This window comes from Gordonia paraffinivorans (assembly GCF_900683595.1).
In the GTDB taxonomy this organism is placed as follows: Bacteria; Actinomycetota; Actinomycetes; order Mycobacteriales; family Mycobacteriaceae; genus Gordonia; species Gordonia paraffinivorans.
Window position 1 is genome coordinate 567492 of sequence record NZ_CAACYD010000006.1, and the last position, 16021, is coordinate 583512.

Annotated in this window: 21 protein-coding genes and 2 pseudogenes; 8 read left to right on the forward strand and 15 right to left on the reverse strand. The window is 67.8% G+C overall.

What is annotated here, in order from left to right:
* Window positions 1–28: 28 nt before the first annotated feature.
* Window positions 29–157 (reverse strand): hypothetical protein, encoded by a 129-nt coding sequence (locus tag E1P53_RS20930; RefSeq protein WP_269076034.1) that lies wholly within the window; start codon window positions 155–157, stop codon window positions 29–31.
* A gap of 57 nt (window positions 158–214) precedes the next feature.
* Here E1P53_RS20930 and E1P53_RS09470 point away from each other — a divergent pair, with 57 nt between their 5' ends.
* Window positions 215–949 (forward strand): mycothiol-dependent nitroreductase Rv2466c family protein, encoded by a 735-nt coding sequence (locus E1P53_RS09470; RefSeq protein ID WP_006900360.1) that lies wholly within the window; start codon window positions 215–217, stop codon window positions 947–949.
* Between the two features lie 18 nt (window positions 950–967).
* Here the strand turns inward: E1P53_RS09470 and E1P53_RS09475 are convergent, their stop codons facing one another.
* The 3 genes from E1P53_RS09475 to E1P53_RS09485 all read right to left on the reverse strand — a co-directional run bounded on the left by E1P53_RS09475 (window position 968) and on the right by E1P53_RS09485 (window position 3133).
* Window positions 968–1447 (reverse strand): NADPH-dependent FMN reductase, encoded by a 480-nt coding sequence (locus E1P53_RS09475; protein ID WP_131734137.1) that lies wholly within the window; start codon window positions 1445–1447, stop codon window positions 968–970.
* Between the two features lie 28 nt (window positions 1448–1475).
* The gene (locus tag E1P53_RS09480) at window positions 1476–1682 is read right to left on the reverse strand and encodes a cysteine hydrolase family protein (protein WP_230823941.1); all 207 of its coding nucleotides are present in this window, start codon (window positions 1680–1682) and stop codon (window positions 1476–1478) included.
* Window positions 1683–1807: 125 nt separating this feature from the next.
* Window positions 1808–3133, reverse strand: coding sequence for an MFS transporter (locus E1P53_RS09485; RefSeq protein ID WP_131734138.1), 1326 nt, complete (start codon window positions 3131–3133; stop codon window positions 1808–1810).
* Window positions 3134–3495: 362 nt separating this feature from the next.
* On the opposite strand from E1P53_RS09485, the gene E1P53_RS09490 reads away from it, so the two are divergent.
* Window positions 3496–4206 carry a type 1 glutamine amidotransferase gene (locus E1P53_RS09490; RefSeq protein WP_131734139.1) on the forward strand — a complete coding sequence of 237 codons (711 nt, stop codon included), beginning with the start codon at window positions 3496–3498 and terminating at the stop codon, window positions 4204–4206.
* A gap of 22 nt (window positions 4207–4228) precedes the next feature.
* On the opposite strand, the gene E1P53_RS09495 is transcribed toward E1P53_RS09490, so the two are convergent.
* Window positions 4229–5299 carry an ADP-ribosylglycohydrolase family protein gene (locus tag E1P53_RS09495; RefSeq protein WP_131734538.1) on the reverse strand — a complete coding sequence of 357 codons (1071 nt, stop codon included), beginning with the start codon at window positions 5297–5299 and terminating at the stop codon, window positions 4229–4231.
* A 180-nt stretch (window positions 5300–5479) separates the two neighbouring features.
* Between E1P53_RS09495 and E1P53_RS09500 the strand changes: the two genes are divergently transcribed.
* Window positions 5480–5872: a hypothetical protein gene (locus tag E1P53_RS09500; RefSeq protein ID WP_131734539.1), complete on the forward strand. Its 393-nt coding sequence runs from the start codon at window positions 5480–5482 to the stop codon at window positions 5870–5872.
* Between the two features lie 42 nt (window positions 5873–5914).
* On the opposite strand, the gene E1P53_RS20935 is transcribed toward E1P53_RS09500, so the two are convergent.
* The 5 genes from E1P53_RS20935 to E1P53_RS09515 form a co-directional block, all read right to left on the reverse strand.
* The gene (locus tag E1P53_RS20935) at window positions 5915–6043 is read right to left on the reverse strand and encodes a hypothetical protein (protein WP_255218608.1); all 129 of its coding nucleotides are present in this window, start codon (window positions 6041–6043) and stop codon (window positions 5915–5917) included.
* Window positions 6044–6072: 29 nt separating this feature from the next.
* The gene (locus E1P53_RS09505) at window positions 6073–6708 is read right to left on the reverse strand and encodes an Rv1363c family protein (RefSeq protein WP_131734140.1); all 636 of its coding nucleotides are present in this window, start codon (window positions 6706–6708) and stop codon (window positions 6073–6075) included.
* 4 nt (window positions 6709–6712) lie between these two features.
* Window positions 6713–7846, reverse strand: a complete 1134-nt coding sequence (locus tag E1P53_RS09510; protein WP_244941151.1) for an MCE family protein — start codon at window positions 7844–7846, stop codon at window positions 6713–6715.
* Between the two features lie 151 nt (window positions 7847–7997).
* The gene (locus E1P53_RS20720) at window positions 7998–8174 is read right to left on the reverse strand and encodes a hypothetical protein (RefSeq protein ID WP_244941152.1); all 177 of its coding nucleotides are present in this window, start codon (window positions 8172–8174) and stop codon (window positions 7998–8000) included.
* Between the two features lie 26 nt (window positions 8175–8200).
* Window positions 8201–8686 carry an Mce/MlaD family protein gene (locus tag E1P53_RS09515; RefSeq protein ID WP_244941153.1) on the reverse strand — a complete coding sequence of 162 codons (486 nt, stop codon included), beginning with the start codon at window positions 8684–8686 and terminating at the stop codon, window positions 8201–8203.
* Here E1P53_RS09515 and E1P53_RS09520 point away from each other — a divergent pair.
* The 3 genes and pseudogenes from E1P53_RS09520 to E1P53_RS20945 form a co-directional block, all read left to right on the forward strand.
* A pseudogene (locus tag E1P53_RS09520) lies at window positions 8669–9226 on the forward strand (enoyl-CoA hydratase/isomerase family protein); the annotation flags it as partial. The gene E1P53_RS09515 and the pseudogene E1P53_RS09520 overlap by 18 nt on opposite strands.
* A 38-nt stretch (window positions 9227–9264) precedes the next feature.
* A complete protein-coding gene (locus tag E1P53_RS20940) occupies window positions 9265–9909 on the forward strand; it encodes an AMP-binding protein (protein ID WP_280526274.1) in 645 nt (214 codons plus the stop codon).
* Window positions 9840–10826, forward strand: a complete 987-nt coding sequence (locus tag E1P53_RS20945; protein ID WP_280526275.1) for an AMP-binding enzyme — start codon at window positions 9840–9842, stop codon at window positions 10824–10826. The genes E1P53_RS20940 and E1P53_RS20945 overlap by 70 nt, the downstream gene beginning before the upstream one ends.
* A gap of 198 nt (window positions 10827–11024) precedes the next feature.
* On the opposite strand, the gene E1P53_RS09530 is transcribed toward E1P53_RS20945, so the two are convergent.
* The 5 genes and pseudogenes from E1P53_RS09530 to E1P53_RS21125 all read right to left on the reverse strand — a co-directional run.
* Window positions 11025–11294 carry a helix-turn-helix domain-containing protein gene (locus E1P53_RS09530; RefSeq protein ID WP_109238561.1) on the reverse strand — a complete coding sequence of 90 codons (270 nt, stop codon included), beginning with the start codon at window positions 11292–11294 and terminating at the stop codon, window positions 11025–11027.
* Window positions 11294–11923, reverse strand: a complete 630-nt coding sequence (locus tag E1P53_RS09535) for a hypothetical protein (protein WP_131734141.1) — start codon at window positions 11921–11923, stop codon at window positions 11294–11296. The genes E1P53_RS09530 and E1P53_RS09535 overlap by 1 nt, the downstream gene beginning before the upstream one ends.
* A 140-nt stretch (window positions 11924–12063) precedes the next feature.
* A complete protein-coding gene (locus tag E1P53_RS09540) occupies window positions 12064–12960 on the reverse strand; it encodes an alpha/beta hydrolase (RefSeq protein WP_131734142.1) in 897 nt (298 codons plus the stop codon).
* Window positions 12961–13218: 258 nt separating this feature from the next.
* Window positions 13219–13488 (reverse strand): IS3 family transposase, encoded by a 270-nt coding sequence (locus tag E1P53_RS21120; protein WP_512745586.1) that lies wholly within the window; start codon window positions 13486–13488, stop codon window positions 13219–13221.
* Between the two features lie 85 nt (window positions 13489–13573).
* A pseudogene (locus E1P53_RS21125) lies at window positions 13574–13720 on the reverse strand (IS3 family transposase); the annotation flags it as partial.
* A gap of 400 nt (window positions 13721–14120) precedes the next feature.
* On the opposite strand from E1P53_RS21125, the gene E1P53_RS09560 reads away from it, so the two are divergent.
* On the forward strand, window positions 14121–14972 hold the full coding sequence (locus E1P53_RS09560; RefSeq protein WP_131734144.1) for a mycofactocin-coupled SDR family oxidoreductase: 852 nt from the start codon (window positions 14121–14123) through the stop codon (window positions 14970–14972).
* Between the two features lie 52 nt (window positions 14973–15024).
* Window positions 15025–15942 carry an acyl-CoA thioesterase gene (locus E1P53_RS09565; RefSeq protein ID WP_131734145.1) on the forward strand — a complete coding sequence of 306 codons (918 nt, stop codon included), beginning with the start codon at window positions 15025–15027 and terminating at the stop codon, window positions 15940–15942.
* The last annotated feature ends 79 nt before the right edge of the window (window positions 15943–16021 follow it).

Sequence of the window (16021 nt, forward strand, 5' to 3'; positions counted from 1 at the left end):
CCGAGCACGGCACCTCCGGACGAGGTCGTCAGAAGTGGACGCAGCGCAGCCGGGACCGGCCGCCGGTCCGATCGAGGAGCTCGCGTTCGAACTCCTCGGTCAGCGACCAGGAATTCACGAAGGCCGGCGTCGCGTGGGCGCAGCACCCGAACCGCACGCGCTCGAGAGTGGTTCCCCGCGTGACTCCACAGCCGACTCGACTACCGTCGACGCCATGGCCGATGCCGATATCCACTTCTACTTCGACCCCGTCTGCCCGTTTGCGTACATGACGAGCAAATGGGTGCGGAAGGTCCGGGCCCAGCGGGAGTACGCCGTCGAGTGGCGCTTCATCTCGCTTCGGGTCCTCAACGCGCACATCGACTATGCGAAGCACTTTCCGCCCGAGTACGAGGCCGGGCACACCGCGGGCCTGCGCCTGCTCCGGGTGGCCGCGAGCGTCCGCCGCGAGCACGGACCCGACGCGATCGATCCGCTCTACGCCGCATGGGGCCGACGCTTCTTCGACGAGCACCCCGGCGGTTCGTATGCGGCGGACGGCACGGATTTCCGCGGCACCGCGGAGTACGTGACCGCCGTTCTCGACGACCTCGGCTTGCCCACCCACCACGCGGCCGCGCTGGACGACACCGGTTTCGACGAGGAGATCAAGGCCGAGACCGAGGAGGCGCTGGCTCTCACGGGTCGCGATGTGGGCACCCCGATCATCCATTTCCAGCCACCGAACGGCGTCGCCTTCTTCGGGCCCGTGATCAGTCGCCTGCCGAGCGACGAGGACGCGGTCAGGCTGTGGGATCACGTCATAGGCCTGGCGGGCTTTCCCGGCTTCGCCGAGCTCAAGCGCAGCCTGCGCGAGAAGCCGCAGCTACGGTCGTTCGGCGTCTCCGACGCCGAGGTCGGCGAGCAGGAGGACTGGCACGGCGGCAGCCGTCGCACCCAGAAGGGATAGACGACCCCGCCAACCGGTTCAGCCCAGTACCGGCCTCCACCGCTCGACGTAGTCGGTGATCCGGGTGTCCTCGGTATAGGTCGAGTCGATCAGGTACAGGCCGGGCAGCGGGCACGTGGCACCGAGTTCGACCAGGACCGGCTTCAGCAGCAGGTCCGGAGCCATCGCGTGAGCCGGCCCCGCGCCGAGCATCAGCGGGACCGCGGTGACGCCCTCGAGCCCTTCCCCGGTGGCGAACTGGTCGAGGAACAGCTTCAGCACGCCGGTGTAGGTCGCCTTGAACGTGGGACTCGCGAAGACGACGAGGTCCGACGAGGCGACGGTGTCGACGGCCGCCGTGACCTTCTCGTCGCCCCAACCGAGGAGACCTGCGCCCAATTCGATGACGTCGACGACGTGATCGGGTGCGCTGCCGGTCAGCGCCTCGGCGAGTCGGGTGGCGGCGTCGAGCGTCCGCGAACCGGGCTTCGGGTTGCCGGCCACGACGGTGGTGGTCATAAGTGGTGTCCTCCTGAGGTGTCGGCCGTCATCGGGCGGCCGCGGTCAACTGCCCGAGGTACTCCTGGGCGCGCGCGAACGGCCAGACCTCGGCCATCTTCAGTTGCATGTCAAAGAGGTTGGCGTGACGGATCGCCCGGTCGCGATCCCCCCACCGCGTCTTCGACGATGATCGGGATGAAGCCGTGTGCATCGTATCGATCGTCGTCGCGCGAACGCAGCCGCTCGTCGACAACCCGCCAGGATCACCCGTATCGACCCGCAACGGATAAGAGCCCCGGCTCTCGAATCCCGATGCGTAGTCCCGCGGCCCACTCTTGTCGGCGAGGGCGGAAGACGGTGTCTGTCATGCGTTTTCATTCATCGTGACGGAGACCGTTGACTCGGGCTCGCCGACTGGCCCACCTGGGTGGGCGCCCCCTTGCCGCTGAGCGTGGCGGTGCCCGCCGCCTTTGTCGACCCTGCGCTCCGCCTCGATCGCCGGATCACCAGGCCGATGGCGATCACAGCGATCGCGGCATACACCGCCGCCGTCGTGACCGCGCCACCGATGGTGCCGCCGAGTTGCCCGGCGACACCGTCGAATACCACCATCACCCCGGCCCCGGCGTAGGCGAACGCCGAGAACCTCGACGCCACACGTCCCTGCTGGATCGCCGAGAGCCCCACCGTGATGTACGCCAGCGCAACGCGGTACCCACCGGCCTGGCCGATCCCGCCGATGACCGTGCCCAGCACGATGATCCCCAGGTGGCCGGTCACGAGACCCGCGATCGCCACCGACCATCCCACCATCAGAAGCAGGCCGACGGAGGGAAGAGTGGTCAGGACCCGCAACCCGACCCCGGCCAGGTTCGCGATCATCGACACGAGCAGGCACGCACCCCCGACGCATTGTGCGACGAGGAGCGAGTCGCTGGCACCGGTGGCCAGGAGCGCGTTGGGCATCGCCCCGACCGCGAGGGCGCCGATCGCCCAGGCGAGCGCCCCGATCAGGAACGCGCCCGGATCTCGCGAACGCGAGCGATCGGCGGCGATCTCGATGTCGCAGGTCCGGTCCGACGGCACCTCGGCGGGTTCCTCGTCGCCGACCGGCATCGGGTCGCTGCCCGGCGCCAGCAGGTCGGGCGCGGCGCGGAGGCCGGCGAACAGGAACCCGAGGCAGATCGCCATCACGATGGCGTGGATGGTGTACACCGTGACCAGGTGCCAGGGCAGGTAGACGGCGATGAGGATCGCGGCCATCAGTCCGGCGCCGGCGCCGATGAGCGAGCCTCTCGCGATGAACGCGCGTCCCTGCTCCCCCTCCGCGGCGACCATCATCGCCGCCGCGGCCCCGGTGCTCAGCGCCACCGAGGCTCCGGTCATCAGGCGTCCGGGGAAGAGCACCAACGGGATCCACGCGCCCGCGATCTCGACGAGATCACCGGCGATCGCGGTCAGGAACGCAATCGGCAGAACCTTGCGGGAGTGGCGGATCAGGGGCCCGCGGGCGGAGATGATCAGGATGACGATGATCGCGACGAAGTACATCGCGAACAGCACCGCGGCGGCGGCGGGTCCGAATCCGTGACGGTCCATGTACCCGGGCAGCAGCGGCGTCATCGCATTCGACCCGCAGATCGCGAGGATGAAGCCGACCCCCGAAGCCCCTGCGAGCAAACGGGTTCCGGAGTCAGAGGACATGAACGTCCTCGCGGAACGCCGAACGGCCGGTCCCGGTCGGGTTGGATGTGCGACGCCCGCCTCGTGGTGGGGCCGCCATGACCGTCGGTGTCATGAGTCCTGCCTTCCGTGCCGCCGACGCCTCCCGGGCGGGAGGTGTTGCCGTCATCGACGCACAGCAAGGACCCAATCCGATGTCTGTGACCGATCGGCAACCTGACCGTGGCGTGTGGATTGCGCAACTCGTCCGCCTCGGCGGATGGCGCTGACCTGCCGTGATTCACAGCTCCGGACGAAGCGCGCCGGTGACGGTCGTCTCCGAACCGGTGCCGGGCCACCGGAGACGACTACCCTGTGGTCGCAACTGACAGAGAGGAGTTCGGGTGAGCGGCAGGGTTCTCGCTCTGGTTCACGGTGTCCGGCCGGAATGGCGCGAAGCCGTACTCGGCACATTGCTCCCGGCGTTCCGGAACCGGGCGTTCTCGGTCGAGATCCGCGATGTCGAGGACGGACCGCTCCCAGATCCCGCCGGTTTCGACGTCGTGTGCGTGACCGGCTCGCCGGACTCCGCATACGACGAATCGCTCCCCTGGCTCCGGCCGGAACTGACCTACCTCGAGGACGCGATCGCGAGGGGCGTCCCGATCCTCGGCGTGTGTTTCGGGTCGCAGATCCTGGCGCGCGCGCTCGGCGGTTCGGTCGCGCCGAGCGCCCGGCCCGAGCACGGATTCACGACGGTCGACACCACTCGACCCGATCTGGTCGAGGCCGGCCCGTGGATGGAGTACCACCACGACACGGTCTCTGTGTCAGGCGTCGCAGAAGTGGTCGCGCGCAACGACGCCGGGGTCCAGGCGTATGTCTCGGGCCCTCACCTCGGGGTCCAGTTCCACCCGGAGATCACCCCCGACGTCTTCCGCGCCTGGCGTGAGGGTTTTACGAGCCCGAGGTCGGGCATCGACGACGGCAAGGTCGACACGAAGGGCATTGTCGCCGACATCGAGAACTCGTCCGCCGACGCCGAGGCCAGGTGCGACCGCCTCGTCGAGCGGTTCCTCGCCCACGCGGGCGTGAGGGTGCCGGCGGCGGGCTGACCGCCGCCGCCCGTCACCTGCCTCAGACCGCCGACTTGAATCCCGCGTAGCGGGCCGCCACCAGCGCGTCGAGTTCCCAGTCGACGAAGTCGTAGAGGTCAGATGCGACCTCGGTGATGACGTCCCGCAGTTCGAGCGGCTCAAGCCACCGTTCGGGGATGACACCCGACCCGTCCCGCGCACCGAGAAGGTTGCCCGTGATCGAGCCGGTGGAGTCGGAGTCGCCGCCATGGTTCACCGCGAGCACGACGCCGTGTTCGAAGTCGTCGGCGACGAGCGCGCAGTAGATCGAGATCGCGAGCGCCTCCTCACCGACCCAGCCTCCGCCGATCCGCGAGATGGCCTCGTCCGCGGCGATGCCGTCGGAGGCGAGTTTCTCGGCCAGTTCGATCGCGGCGAGGGTCTCTTCGTGCTCGCGCTTGGTGCGCAGCAGGTCCTTGGCGGCGGCGACCGCCGCGTCGAGCGTCGCACCCTCGACGCATTCGCGCACCATCACCGCGAGGACACCTCCGGGCAGCGATCCCGACGGGTGCCCGTGGGTGAGCGCGGCGATCGCGGTGCCCAGCTCGAACGTGCCCGTGGCCGACCATTCGGCTCGCGCGGCGAACAACCCGATCGGGGCGGCGCGCATCACGCCCCCACAGCCCTTGCTGTTGTTCGTCGCGGCGGTACCGGGTCTGGTGGTCGTGCGCAAGGCACTGACGCAGGTGTTGCCGGGAGCTCGCCGGCTGTGGAGTTCACGGTGCGACGAAAGCCAGCTCGATCGCTCCGACATCGCGAGAACGCCGTGGCGCGGTTGCTCCCCCTGCGTGATCAACCAGCGCAGATACGCCCTCGCGGTGGACGCCGCGAAGCACGAGATCCCGCCGTCGCAGTCCCGCAGCCACGCCCGCAGGACCCCCTCCGCGGTGAACAGCGTCATCTGCGTGTCGTCGGTGATCGTGCCGATCCCGCCGTAGGCGGGGGCATACGAGGAGATCCCCACCGGGCCGAACCGCTCGAGAATGGCGTCGCGCGACATGAACTCGACCGATCCCCCGAGGGCGTCGCCGGCCGCACCACCCAGAAGGCAACCAACAAAACGATCCTTCATCGCCTTCACCTGCACTTTCTTCAGTGATGCCATCAGTTTCACATGCGTCGACGACCCTCGCACGCCACGGAACAGATTGAGGGATATGCCTCAACCGGGCGGAATCGTGGAGCCCGTCCGCAGGCGTCGGGCACCAGCCTGCCGCGACTCGAACATACGTGCGAAACTGTGGTGGTGGGCATGAAGTGGATCGGCGGCGACACCGGCAGGCCTCACCGGCCGTCGTTCGTGCGCGTCGGGCACAAGGCCGTGCTCATCGACCTGGGTGCCCTCTTCCCGAACGCGCCCCACTTCGTGGGCGAGTACCACCCCGACGGCCTGCAGATCCGGTCGGTCCACCTCGGCGTCCTCACCGAGTGGGGCCGGGACGAGTGGGGTGCCTGGTACGGCAAGGTCACCTACACGATCACCGCGAAGGACCGCCAGGAGAAGGTCACCCATTGGGTCCCCGGATGGGCTCTCCGACCGGCAGGAGACCCGCCGGTCACCCGGAGGCCGCAGTCCGACGGCCAGGTCCCCGGACAGAACCCGGACCGGCCGCCACGACCCGATCGACACCGGCACGGCGGCTGACCGCCGACGGTCGCCGCGGTTGCCGGCGACTCCGGCAGCGGGTCAGGGCAGGTCGACCTTGCTCGCCAGCCACCGTCCGTCGACCTTCTCCATGGTCATCACGACGCGGCTGCGGTCGACGCGGGGTTCCGGACTCGCGGTGTTGGTGATCGACTGATCCACGAACAGCATCACCTCGACCCTGCCCGGGGACGCCGACTTCACCCCGCGTCGATGACGACACCCTTGCTGGTGGCCTTGTTGTCGACGAGCATCTGCTTGAGTTGGCTGCTCGACCTCGAGTACATGTCCTTGAACTCGCCCGTGGCGCCGGCGAGCACCTCGGCGAAGTTCTCGTCGATGCTGCCGGAGTCGATGCTGGTCAACGTCACCGCGTAGTCCTTCGCCGTCGCGACGGCCTGCTGTTCGGCCTGGTCGGCGACGCGGTTCTCGTAGAGCTTCCACCCGGCGTATCCGCCTCCGGCGCACAGCGCCAGGATCGCGAGCGCGGCGACGACACGGCGTGGCCGCCAGAGGCCGGACAGTCGGCCGGCACGGACCACCCGGCGGGACCGCGTGGACGAGCCCTTCTCCCCGACCGCGCCATCGGCCGCGGCCTCGGCCTCGTTCTCTCCGGCCTCGTTCTCTCCGGCCTCGTTCCCGGCCTCGATCGGTTCGGCCTCTACCTCGATCTCCGTGGTCTCCGGGGCCCGCACGGCGTCGAGGACCTCGTCCGCGTCGGTCGATACCGCTCCGGTGCGCGGGCGACGGCCCCGGCCCGCGCGGACGGGCGACTTCTTCACGACGTCCTTGCCCCTGGGCTTCTGGGTGGTCTCGTTCGTCGCGACGGTCTTCACGGTGTCACCTCTCAGTCGGGTGTGGCGGTGTCGGTCGGGGTCGGTCAGTGAAGCGGATGTGCGGTCCGCCGAACGGGGTGGGGATCGTCTTCGGCCCCCGCGGGGTCGGGTTGGACCGCGCGTGGGGGTCGCTGCCGGGTTCGGGCAGGTGGGTGTCGTCGCCCGGGGGCCGCGGCGCCGCGGCCGCCCCGCGCACGAGGTGCCGGGGGTTCGGGCAGTGGGTGTTGAGGAACGGCTCGGGGAAGTCCGGCCGCGACGGCGCCGACCTCGGGACGTTGTAGTCGCAGGGGACGCGCGGGAACACGTCCACGCTTCCCCACAGGCCGCCGTCGCGGAAAGCGGTGCTCAGCGCGTCGAGCACCGATCCGCCGCGTTGTTGCGGGAAGAAGAACTCGCGCAGGGCCGGCACCCTCAGGTAGGTCATCTGCGACACCGTGACGAGGTTGCCGAGCAGCTGCACCATCGTCGGCGAGTTGTCGGTGAAGAGCGCGTCGACGTCCTGCAGCGTGGCGGGGGTCTGGGCGAGCATCCGCCGGAATCCGGCGTCCATGGCACCCACCCCGGCGAGGGTGGATCGCAGGTTCTGCGAAGTCGCCCGCAGACCCGGCGCCGTGTCGGACAGGGTGCCCAGCACCACCTTGCTGGTTCTGATCACGCTGACGGTCTGCGGCAGAACGGAATCGAGGGTGGACACCAGGAACGTCCCGCCCCGGACGATGTCGCGCAGCTTCTGCGCCCCCTCCTCGCCGGTGCCGAGTTCATCCATGATGGACCGCAACTCCTGCGGATCGATCTGCGCGAGAGCGGGTTCGAGGTCGCCGAGCAGCGTCGCCATCGGAACCGGGATCGAGGTCCGCTTCTCGTCGATGACGGTGCCGTCGGTGAGGAACGGCGGGGAGTCGGTCTCGGGCTGGAAGTCGAGGAACTGCTCGCCCGCCGGGGACAGACTCGACACCCGCACCTCGCCGTCGGCCGGGATCTTCACGCCCGCGTCGATCGTCGCGACCACCCGGACCCCGTCGTCGTCGATGCGCACGTCGTCGACCCGTCCGACCTGGACGCCGCGCAGTGTGACGTCCTGATTCGGCAGCAGCCCGCCGGATTCGGGGAGCTGCACCTCGACGCGGATGGTCGACACCGTCGGGGTTGCGCTGGAGTGTGTCGAGCAGCAGGTAGGCCACACCGACGACGACGATCGTCAGCAGTCCGAGGACGGACAACACGTTCTTCCGCCGACGCGGCGCGCACCGTCCCGACGATGCCGCGCGCGCAGGTCTCCACCAGGTCTGTCATCGCGGCGCTCCGGGCTTCTGCGGGGGCTGCACGTGCTGGCGAATGCGCATCAGCGTGACCGACAGCGACCCGACGAACTGTTGCCAGTCCCGCATGTCGGGCAGCCGGGACCCGGGATCTCCCTTGTGGTTCGGGTCGTCGAACGCGCCGAGGGCGAACTGCGAGATCGCCACGTCCGTGTGTCCCGAAGTCGCGTTGGTCAGTTTGATGATCGGTCGAGGATGCGGTTGACCGCGGCCAGGCTCGCGCCCGGCGCGGTTGCCGCAGCATTGAGCGAGGCGGCGATCCGGTTGATGTCGTCCATCATCCCGCCGGCCGCGCCGCCCTTGACCGAGGGGAACGCACCGAGTTGGCGGATGATCCGGTCCACCTGGTCGACGGTCGAGAGGATCTGCTGCGTGTTGTTCGCGACCGTCCAGAGCGCGGGCCCGGCGGCCGCGATCGCGGTGTCGATCGTCTGCTGTCGCGCCGAGACCGTCGACGCGAGACGACTCGCCGCGCCGAGGACCTGATCGATCTCGTCGGTCCGCTCCGACAGCGACGACACCAGCACGGTGGATTCCCGGATGAGGGACCCGAGTTGCCGGCCGTCGTCGCCGAGTGATTCCCCGAGGCCGTTGACGAGGTCGGTGAGACTGCGGATGGCTCCGCCGTTGACCAGCATCGCCTGTCGCCGAAGATCCACCACCGGGTGTGGAAGCCGGTGGTGGCCGCGGTGCACGGCATGGCCGCCGGCGGGGCACAGTACTTCCTCAACGAATCCGACATCATCGCGTCGTCGGATGCGGAGTTCTTCGACCCGCACGCCAACGGCGGCATCGTCTCCGCCCTCGAGCCGATCGGCATGCTCAACCGAGGCGTCCCCCTCGGTGACGTCCTGCGCTGGGCGCTCATGGGCACCGAGGAGCGCATCACCGCCGAGACCGCGCTGCGCCTGGGCCTGGTGACCGAGGTGGTCGACCGCGAGAACCTGCATGCTCGCGCCCACGAGATCGCCGCCCGCAATCCGGTCGCCGTCCAGGGCACGGTGCGCGCGATCTGGGAATCCCTGGACATGACCCGCAGCGCCGCACTGCAGAACGGCATGGCCTACACCCACGTCGGCAACGAACCCGCCGAGGTGCGACGCGCGCAACCCCGTCGCAACGACCCCCGACCTACCGGTGACGCGGGCTGGACCGCAGCCACCTGGTTCGTCAATCAGATAACTGTTATAACCATCTGAACCCGCCCGTCGCAGGGTGGAGATCAACGGAGGCAGACGTGGAACATCCGTGGGACCGCCGTCTCGGCGTCTGGTGGATCGCCGAGGATCACCCCGACCAACCGGCGATCGTCGCCTCCCCCAGCGGACGGACACTGACCTTCGGCGAACTCGCCGGCAACGCACACCGGCTCGTCCACGCGTTGCGGGCCAACGGATTCGGCGCAGGGGACATCGTCGCCTACGCGTTGCCCAACGACGTCGATCCGGTGATCTGGCAACTCGCCTGCACGGAGATGGGGATGCGCTATCTCGCGCTCAACCCCGCCCTGTCCGCAACGGAAATCGATGACATCCTCCGCCATTCGGGTGCCGGCGCGGTGGTGGTGCATCCCGACTTCGGCGATCGCATGGGCGAGGTCGGCGACGTGAACACGGTCCGTCTCGCGGTATCCGTCGGCGGCGACATCCCCGGCTTCCTCCCCTATGAGGAGCTCGTCGCCGGCCACCCGGACACACTGCCCGACAACCGCGTCCTCGGTGGCGCGATCTCGTATTCATCGGGAACCACGGGCAAGCCGAAAGGCGTGGTCCGCCCGCCCCCGACCTCGAACCCTCCGCGGCCGCGAACGCGATGTCGACGTTCGGCCGGGCGTTCCGGTTCCTTCCCTTCGACGGCGTGCACCTGGTGTCGACGGGCATGAACCACGGTGGCTGCCAGGGCTTCTACCTCGGCGCGCTCAACGTCGGGCAGGCGCTGGCCATCGGCGGGAGGTTCGATCCCGAGCGCACGCTGCAGATGATCGAGCAGTACCGCGTCACCACCGCGTACATGGTCCCCACCCAGTTCGTGCGCCTGCTCCGACTGCCCGAGGAGGTGCGCAACCGCTACGACCACTCGAGCCTGAAGGTCGTGGCCCACTCCGCGGCACCGTGCCCGCTCGAGATCAAGAAGCAGATGTTCGAGTGGTGGGGCCCGGTGATCTGGGAGACCTACGGCGGCATGGAGGGCGCCGCGACCATCGCCAAACCGCATCGCTGGTTGGAGAAACCGGGCACCGTCGGCCGCGCGGTGGCCGGGATGACGGTGACGATCCTCGACGACGACGGGAACGAGTTGCCCCCGGGCGAGATCGGCAACGTCCATCTGGAGTCGGCGGCGTCGACCTTCGAGTACCGCGGCGACCCGGAGACCACGAGGTCGGCCTTCCGCGGCCGGTCGTTCACCATCGGCGACATCGGCTACCTCGACGAGGACGGCTATCTGGTCATCTGCGACCGCGCGAAGGACATGATCATCAGCGGCGGGGTCAACATCTACCCGGCCGAGGTCGAGGGCACGCTCGCCGCACATCCCGCAGTCGCCGACGTCGCGGTCATCGGGGTGCCCGATCCCGAGTGGGGCGAGCAGGTCAAAGCCCTCGTGGTCACCGCGGGCACCGTCACCGACACCGCCGGCCTCGACCAGGAGCTGATCACCTGGTGCCGGGAGCGGTTGGCGCGCTACAAGTGCCCGCGCAGCGTCGAGTTCCGCGCCACCCTGCCCCGCACCGAGACCGGCAAACTCCTCAAACGCACATTGCGCGACGAGTACTGGGCAGCCAGCGGACGCCGGGTCTGATCCGACCACCGCGTGAGGGAATCCACGCCCATGACCGACACTTCGACGTCCCAGCTGAGGGCACCCTGCACTCCTACACCATCGTGTCCTGCGCAACCCCGACTTCGACCCCGGACAGCGCACGGCCCCCTGGGTTGGCGACACAACCCGGCGAGCCCAAGGCACGGCGCGGATCTCGTTCTTGCGTCGAAAGCCGCCCTACCCATCCGGACCTACGTCACCGTGAGGCATCGGGTGACCCGGATACGTGGCGATAGTGAGAACGTCGCCAGGAGAACAGTCCAGCGCCCGGCAGATCGCCGTCAAGGTTGTGAATCGGATTGCTCGTGCGTGGTTGTTCTTCAAGAGCGATAGATTGACTGTCGACACACCAGTCCTGCGTGAAAGCTCTTTGAGTGTCATCCCGCGTTCTCGCAGAACATGCTCCAACGTACAGATGATGGCGTGTGACTCTTCATCTGATGGCATCAGACCAGCCCGGCAGTATCTCGTCGTAGACGCGCGCCGACCGTGAAGGCGGAAGCGATGATGGCGATCAGGAAGATGCCGCCCGAGTCTACTGCATAGTCTGTCCAGCGCAGCGCGAATGGGACCAGTTCCGGGGACGAGGTCAACTCCGACGCCGCAGACCAATGCCCCAATGCGGAGATCATGACACCGACGGTGGCCGCCATGGCATATCCGGCCGCCACCAATGCGACGATGAAAGTCTGCCGGCGGCCGAACAGGCGGCGTCGATTCAGGGAGTAGATGCTGAAACCGGCGAACGCCGCAAGTGCAATATTGGCGCCACTGGTGAGCATTGCCCCCAACGCGAGAAGCCAACGCGTCGAGTCGGATAGATTCGCTGCGATCACACTCACCTGGGATGTAGACCCTTCGACCAATTCTGCTGTGCCGTCGCCAATCCCATCAGGAAGGGGCGCACTGGCCGGGAGCACAAGATCCACGCCGGTGTTACTGCGAAGTGTGTCCAACTGCGCGATGAGTACGAGCACCATCACGGCGGAGTAGAGAACAACCACGGCGAAGATGGCCCAGCCGAGCACGGCAAGAGCCGCGCGCCAAAGGTTCCGAGAAGGTGAATGTGTTGTCATAGACCTCACCATACATATCGATTATCGTTACTCGCAACGATAATCGATATGCGCGCACCGGGACGGGACCCACACAAGGGTGTCCACCAGCTGCGCCTCACAACCAGGCACTGGGACCTCGCTTCCGCTTGAGTAGCGAATCAGGCCCGCCGGGGATCGGTCGGATCGGACTGAGCCTCCGCGATGAACGCATGCATCTGATCGAGTGCCGCACGCGCCTCGGGTGAGAACGGTGCCAACGCCTGGAAGACATGCGGCTGGTCCCGCCAGGCGTGCACCTCGACGTAAACACCGACCTGCGCCAGTAACTCCGCGAGTCGTTCATTGCCAGGACGAACCGGCTCGTCGGCTCCGAGTTGCAGCAGCGTCGGTGGGAACTCCACGAGTGCGCGCTCGAGCGGGCAGAGGTCCTCCGAACGTACGGCCAGGCGCGCGGCACGGTCGGCGAACCGAGTGGAGAAGAAGGCATCCCGCGGCGCACCCCGAGGCGGACGGTAGGAAGTATCGAGCCAGGCCGACATACCTACAGCAGCCGCAGGTAGCGGAAGATCGGGATGATCGGAAAGCTCTGCCATCAAGCTGACGAGAAGATTGCCGCCAGCCGAATCTCCAGATACTACGACCCGAGTATTGTTGCGGCGGTGGATAACCCAACGGTACACCGCGAGACAGTCGTCCAGACATTGCCGCGCAGTCACTTTGGGCAGCAGTCGATAGTCGAAAAGCACCACTTCTGTCTCACACGAGCGTGAGATCTGCATCGCGAGAAAGCGGTGGCTGCGGGTGCTGCCGAACACGAATCCGCCCCCGTGGATGTGCATAATGGTCGATTCCGGATCGACGACAGAAGGATGCCGAACCACGTCGACGCGGATCGCACCCAAGCGATGAGTCTCGACCACACCCCGCCACGACAGAGCCGCCATCGGCGCGCCCAGAATGATATTGACCAAGGTCATCGTGGCCGTGTTTATCGGAATTGCGTCGGCAATGACCCGGGCACACCGCAACACCCAGTTGGCCGCCAGCGTGAACACGCTTATGCGTGGATGTAACGCGACTTCAACGAGGCCCGGTTCACCACTTTCGTCTCGCGCAACTCTGGTACCCGTCAATGTTCATCCCCCCCCTGGATCGTGGTGGAGATCAAACCAGACGAACGCTCGGTACACAAGGGCGTGGGCAGCCCACGGTGACCGTCTGGCCACAGTGCTTGCGCGGCGCGCACATACACGCCGCACCGCTGGAACCGCTGTCGGCACACCTTGCTCGCAAAGTCCTTCGATCACGCCGCGTCACAGCGCTGGTGAATCGTCCCGGGTGTCGTGGAGGCCCGGTTGGTCAGATTGTGGTGAGGACCGGGTTCTTACGGTGCGCTCTTCGGTCTGGGATGCCCGGTGGTTGGGTTCGTTACCCGCGGCCGGGGCGAGCCCGATATCGTCGTGGAGCCTTCGGTGGTTGAAACAGTCGACGTATTCGGCGACGGCCATCTCGACGTCGCCGACCTTCTTCGAGTCACCCGCCGGCCGCATGTCCGGGTTGCGGATGCACTCGGCCTTGAACAAAGAGTTGAACGTCTCGGCCATGGCATTGCCATGGCTGTCACCCTACGACGCGGACGGACGCGACGGCCTCGGCGAGCCACTTGGGCTAGCGAATCGCTCGAGGCCGGACTCCTCTGTCGCGGTGGTGATCCTGCCCTCGGCTCGCGGCCCCGGCGCCGTCGCCGATGGTGGTCTTGCGGGTCTTCTCCCGGCCGATCCCACGCAGGCCCTCGACCCGCATCAGCCGCTCGACGGTGCAACCCGCAACCGTGACGCCCGCACGGTTGAGCTCAGCGCGGGTCGTGCCGCAAAGCCGACGACCGGGGCGTGAATTGGATGTTTTCGAGAAATCTCTCTTGAGCTACCACCCTCTTGATCGAACTCGAGCGGGACATCCCATCTCCGCGACCGGGGTCGCGAACGTGTGGGGACCTGCCACCGTCTCCGCGACGAGGCCGGTGATCGCCAGATAGAGGTCGCGAGAGTCAGTTTGACACAAGCGATCGTACCGGGCTCCGCGTGCCGGGATCTGCGTGCTCGAGCGTTCGCCCGCCCGACGGGACATCGGCCCAAAAGCACCACTGCGGTCGGCCGGCATGGTGTCTAATGGCTAAAAGAGTTAACTTGTTGTCCTGTATTCGCAAGGAGTCACCATGGCAGCCCGACTCGCGGGAAGAGTAGCGTTCGTCACCGGCGTGGCCCGGGGGCAGGGTCGCAGTCACGCGGTGCGACTGGCCGAGGAGGGCGCCGACATCATCGGCGTCGACCTGCCCCGCCCCGTCGGGAACATGACCTATCCGCTCGCGACGCAGGAGGATCTCGACGAGACGGTGCGCCTCGTCGAGAAGACCGGGCGAAGGATCGTCGCACGGGCCGCCGACGTCCGCGACCGCACCGCCCTCGACGAGGCGGTGGCCGCCGGTGTCGAGGCCCTCGGTCGTCTCGACGTCGTGGTCGCCAACGCCGGTGTCTGCCCGCTCGGACAGAATCCGCCCAACACCTTCCTCGACGTCGTCGACGCCAACCTGGTCGGCCTGATCAACACCTTCAACGCCGCATATCCGCATCTCGACGACGGGGCGTCGCTGATCGCAATCGGATCGGTCGCCGGACTCACGCCGGGCACGGTCGACAACCCCGCCACGGGCCCGGGCGGGGCCGGGTACGGCTATTCCAAACGAGCCATCGCCCAACTCGTGCACGACTTCTCGATCCTGGTGGCACCGCGCGGAATCCGGGTCAACGCCATCCACCCGTCGAACTGCGACACCGACATGCTCCAGAACGACGCGATGTACCGGATGTTCCGGCCGGACCTGGAATCCCCGACCAGGGACGATGCAGCCCTGGCGTTCCCGGTCATGAACGCCATCCCGGTGCCCTGGGTCGAACCGATCGACGTCAGCAACGCCGTGGTCTACCTCGCATCCGACGAGTCCAGGTACGTCACGGGCTCCCAGCTGAAGGTCGACGCCGGGGCGATCGCCAAGGCCGTTCCGCTCTGATCCGCCGGCGAACACCCCTACGGCGACGCGGCGGATCGGAGAGCGAGCAGACATGACAGCACACAACCCACGGGGCGCCCGGGACGCCGACGGCCGGGGGATCGGGGGCAAGCGCGCCGGCGTCGGGACGGTCGACGCGACATCCCCGTTCCGGGCCGAGTCCATCGCGGCCTCGGTGGCCGAGGCACTCGACCTCCCCCGCGTCGATGACGACGTCTTCGTCGCCGCACCCGCCAGCGGCGACGATCACCGTGGCCTCTATGGCGGCCGGCTGACCGCCCAGGCCCTCCGCGCCGCCTCGCTCACCCTGCCCGACGACCGGCTCGCGCACTCCATGCACTGCTACTTCATGGTCCCGGGCGACGCGACCAGGCCGATCACCTTCACCGTCACCCGCGAACGCGACGGCGGCCGGTACTCGGTGCGGCGCGTCGTGGCCACTCAGGACGGCGTCGCCATCCTCGATCTCGCAGCGTCGTTCCAGCGTGAGCAGACCGGCTCGGACTACCAGGCGCGAGAGATGCCGGACACCGACCCGCCGTCGGCCCTTCCCCCGGTCCCGCAGGACCCACGCATGCTCGACCTCGACGTCCGCATCCCGCAGGACAGCGGGCAGTACCACCGCTGGCCCACACGCCTGTGGATACGGATCACCGACCCGCTCGCCGAGGACGCGAACCTACGCGCCTGCGGACTGGTCTTCATCTCCGACATGTGCACCGGCCTCTCCAAGGCCCCGCACGTGGCACAGGTCGGCATCCTGCCGTCCATCGACCACTCCGTCTGGATCCACCGTGCCTGCGACCCCAACGGATGGATGCTCATGGACCTGGCACCGGAGTCGACCTCGCACGGCCGCGGCATGTACACCGGACGCATCTTCGACGAACGCGGCGTGCTGCTGGCCAGCCTCGCCCAGGAGTCGCTGTTCCGAAAGCGCGAGAAGCGCAACGGGCGCGCTCGGCCATAGCCCGCAGCGGCGTCGTCAGCGAGATCTCATACCGCCCAACCCATGAGGGCCGGTTTCCTTCGCGCCGATCCGATCGGAT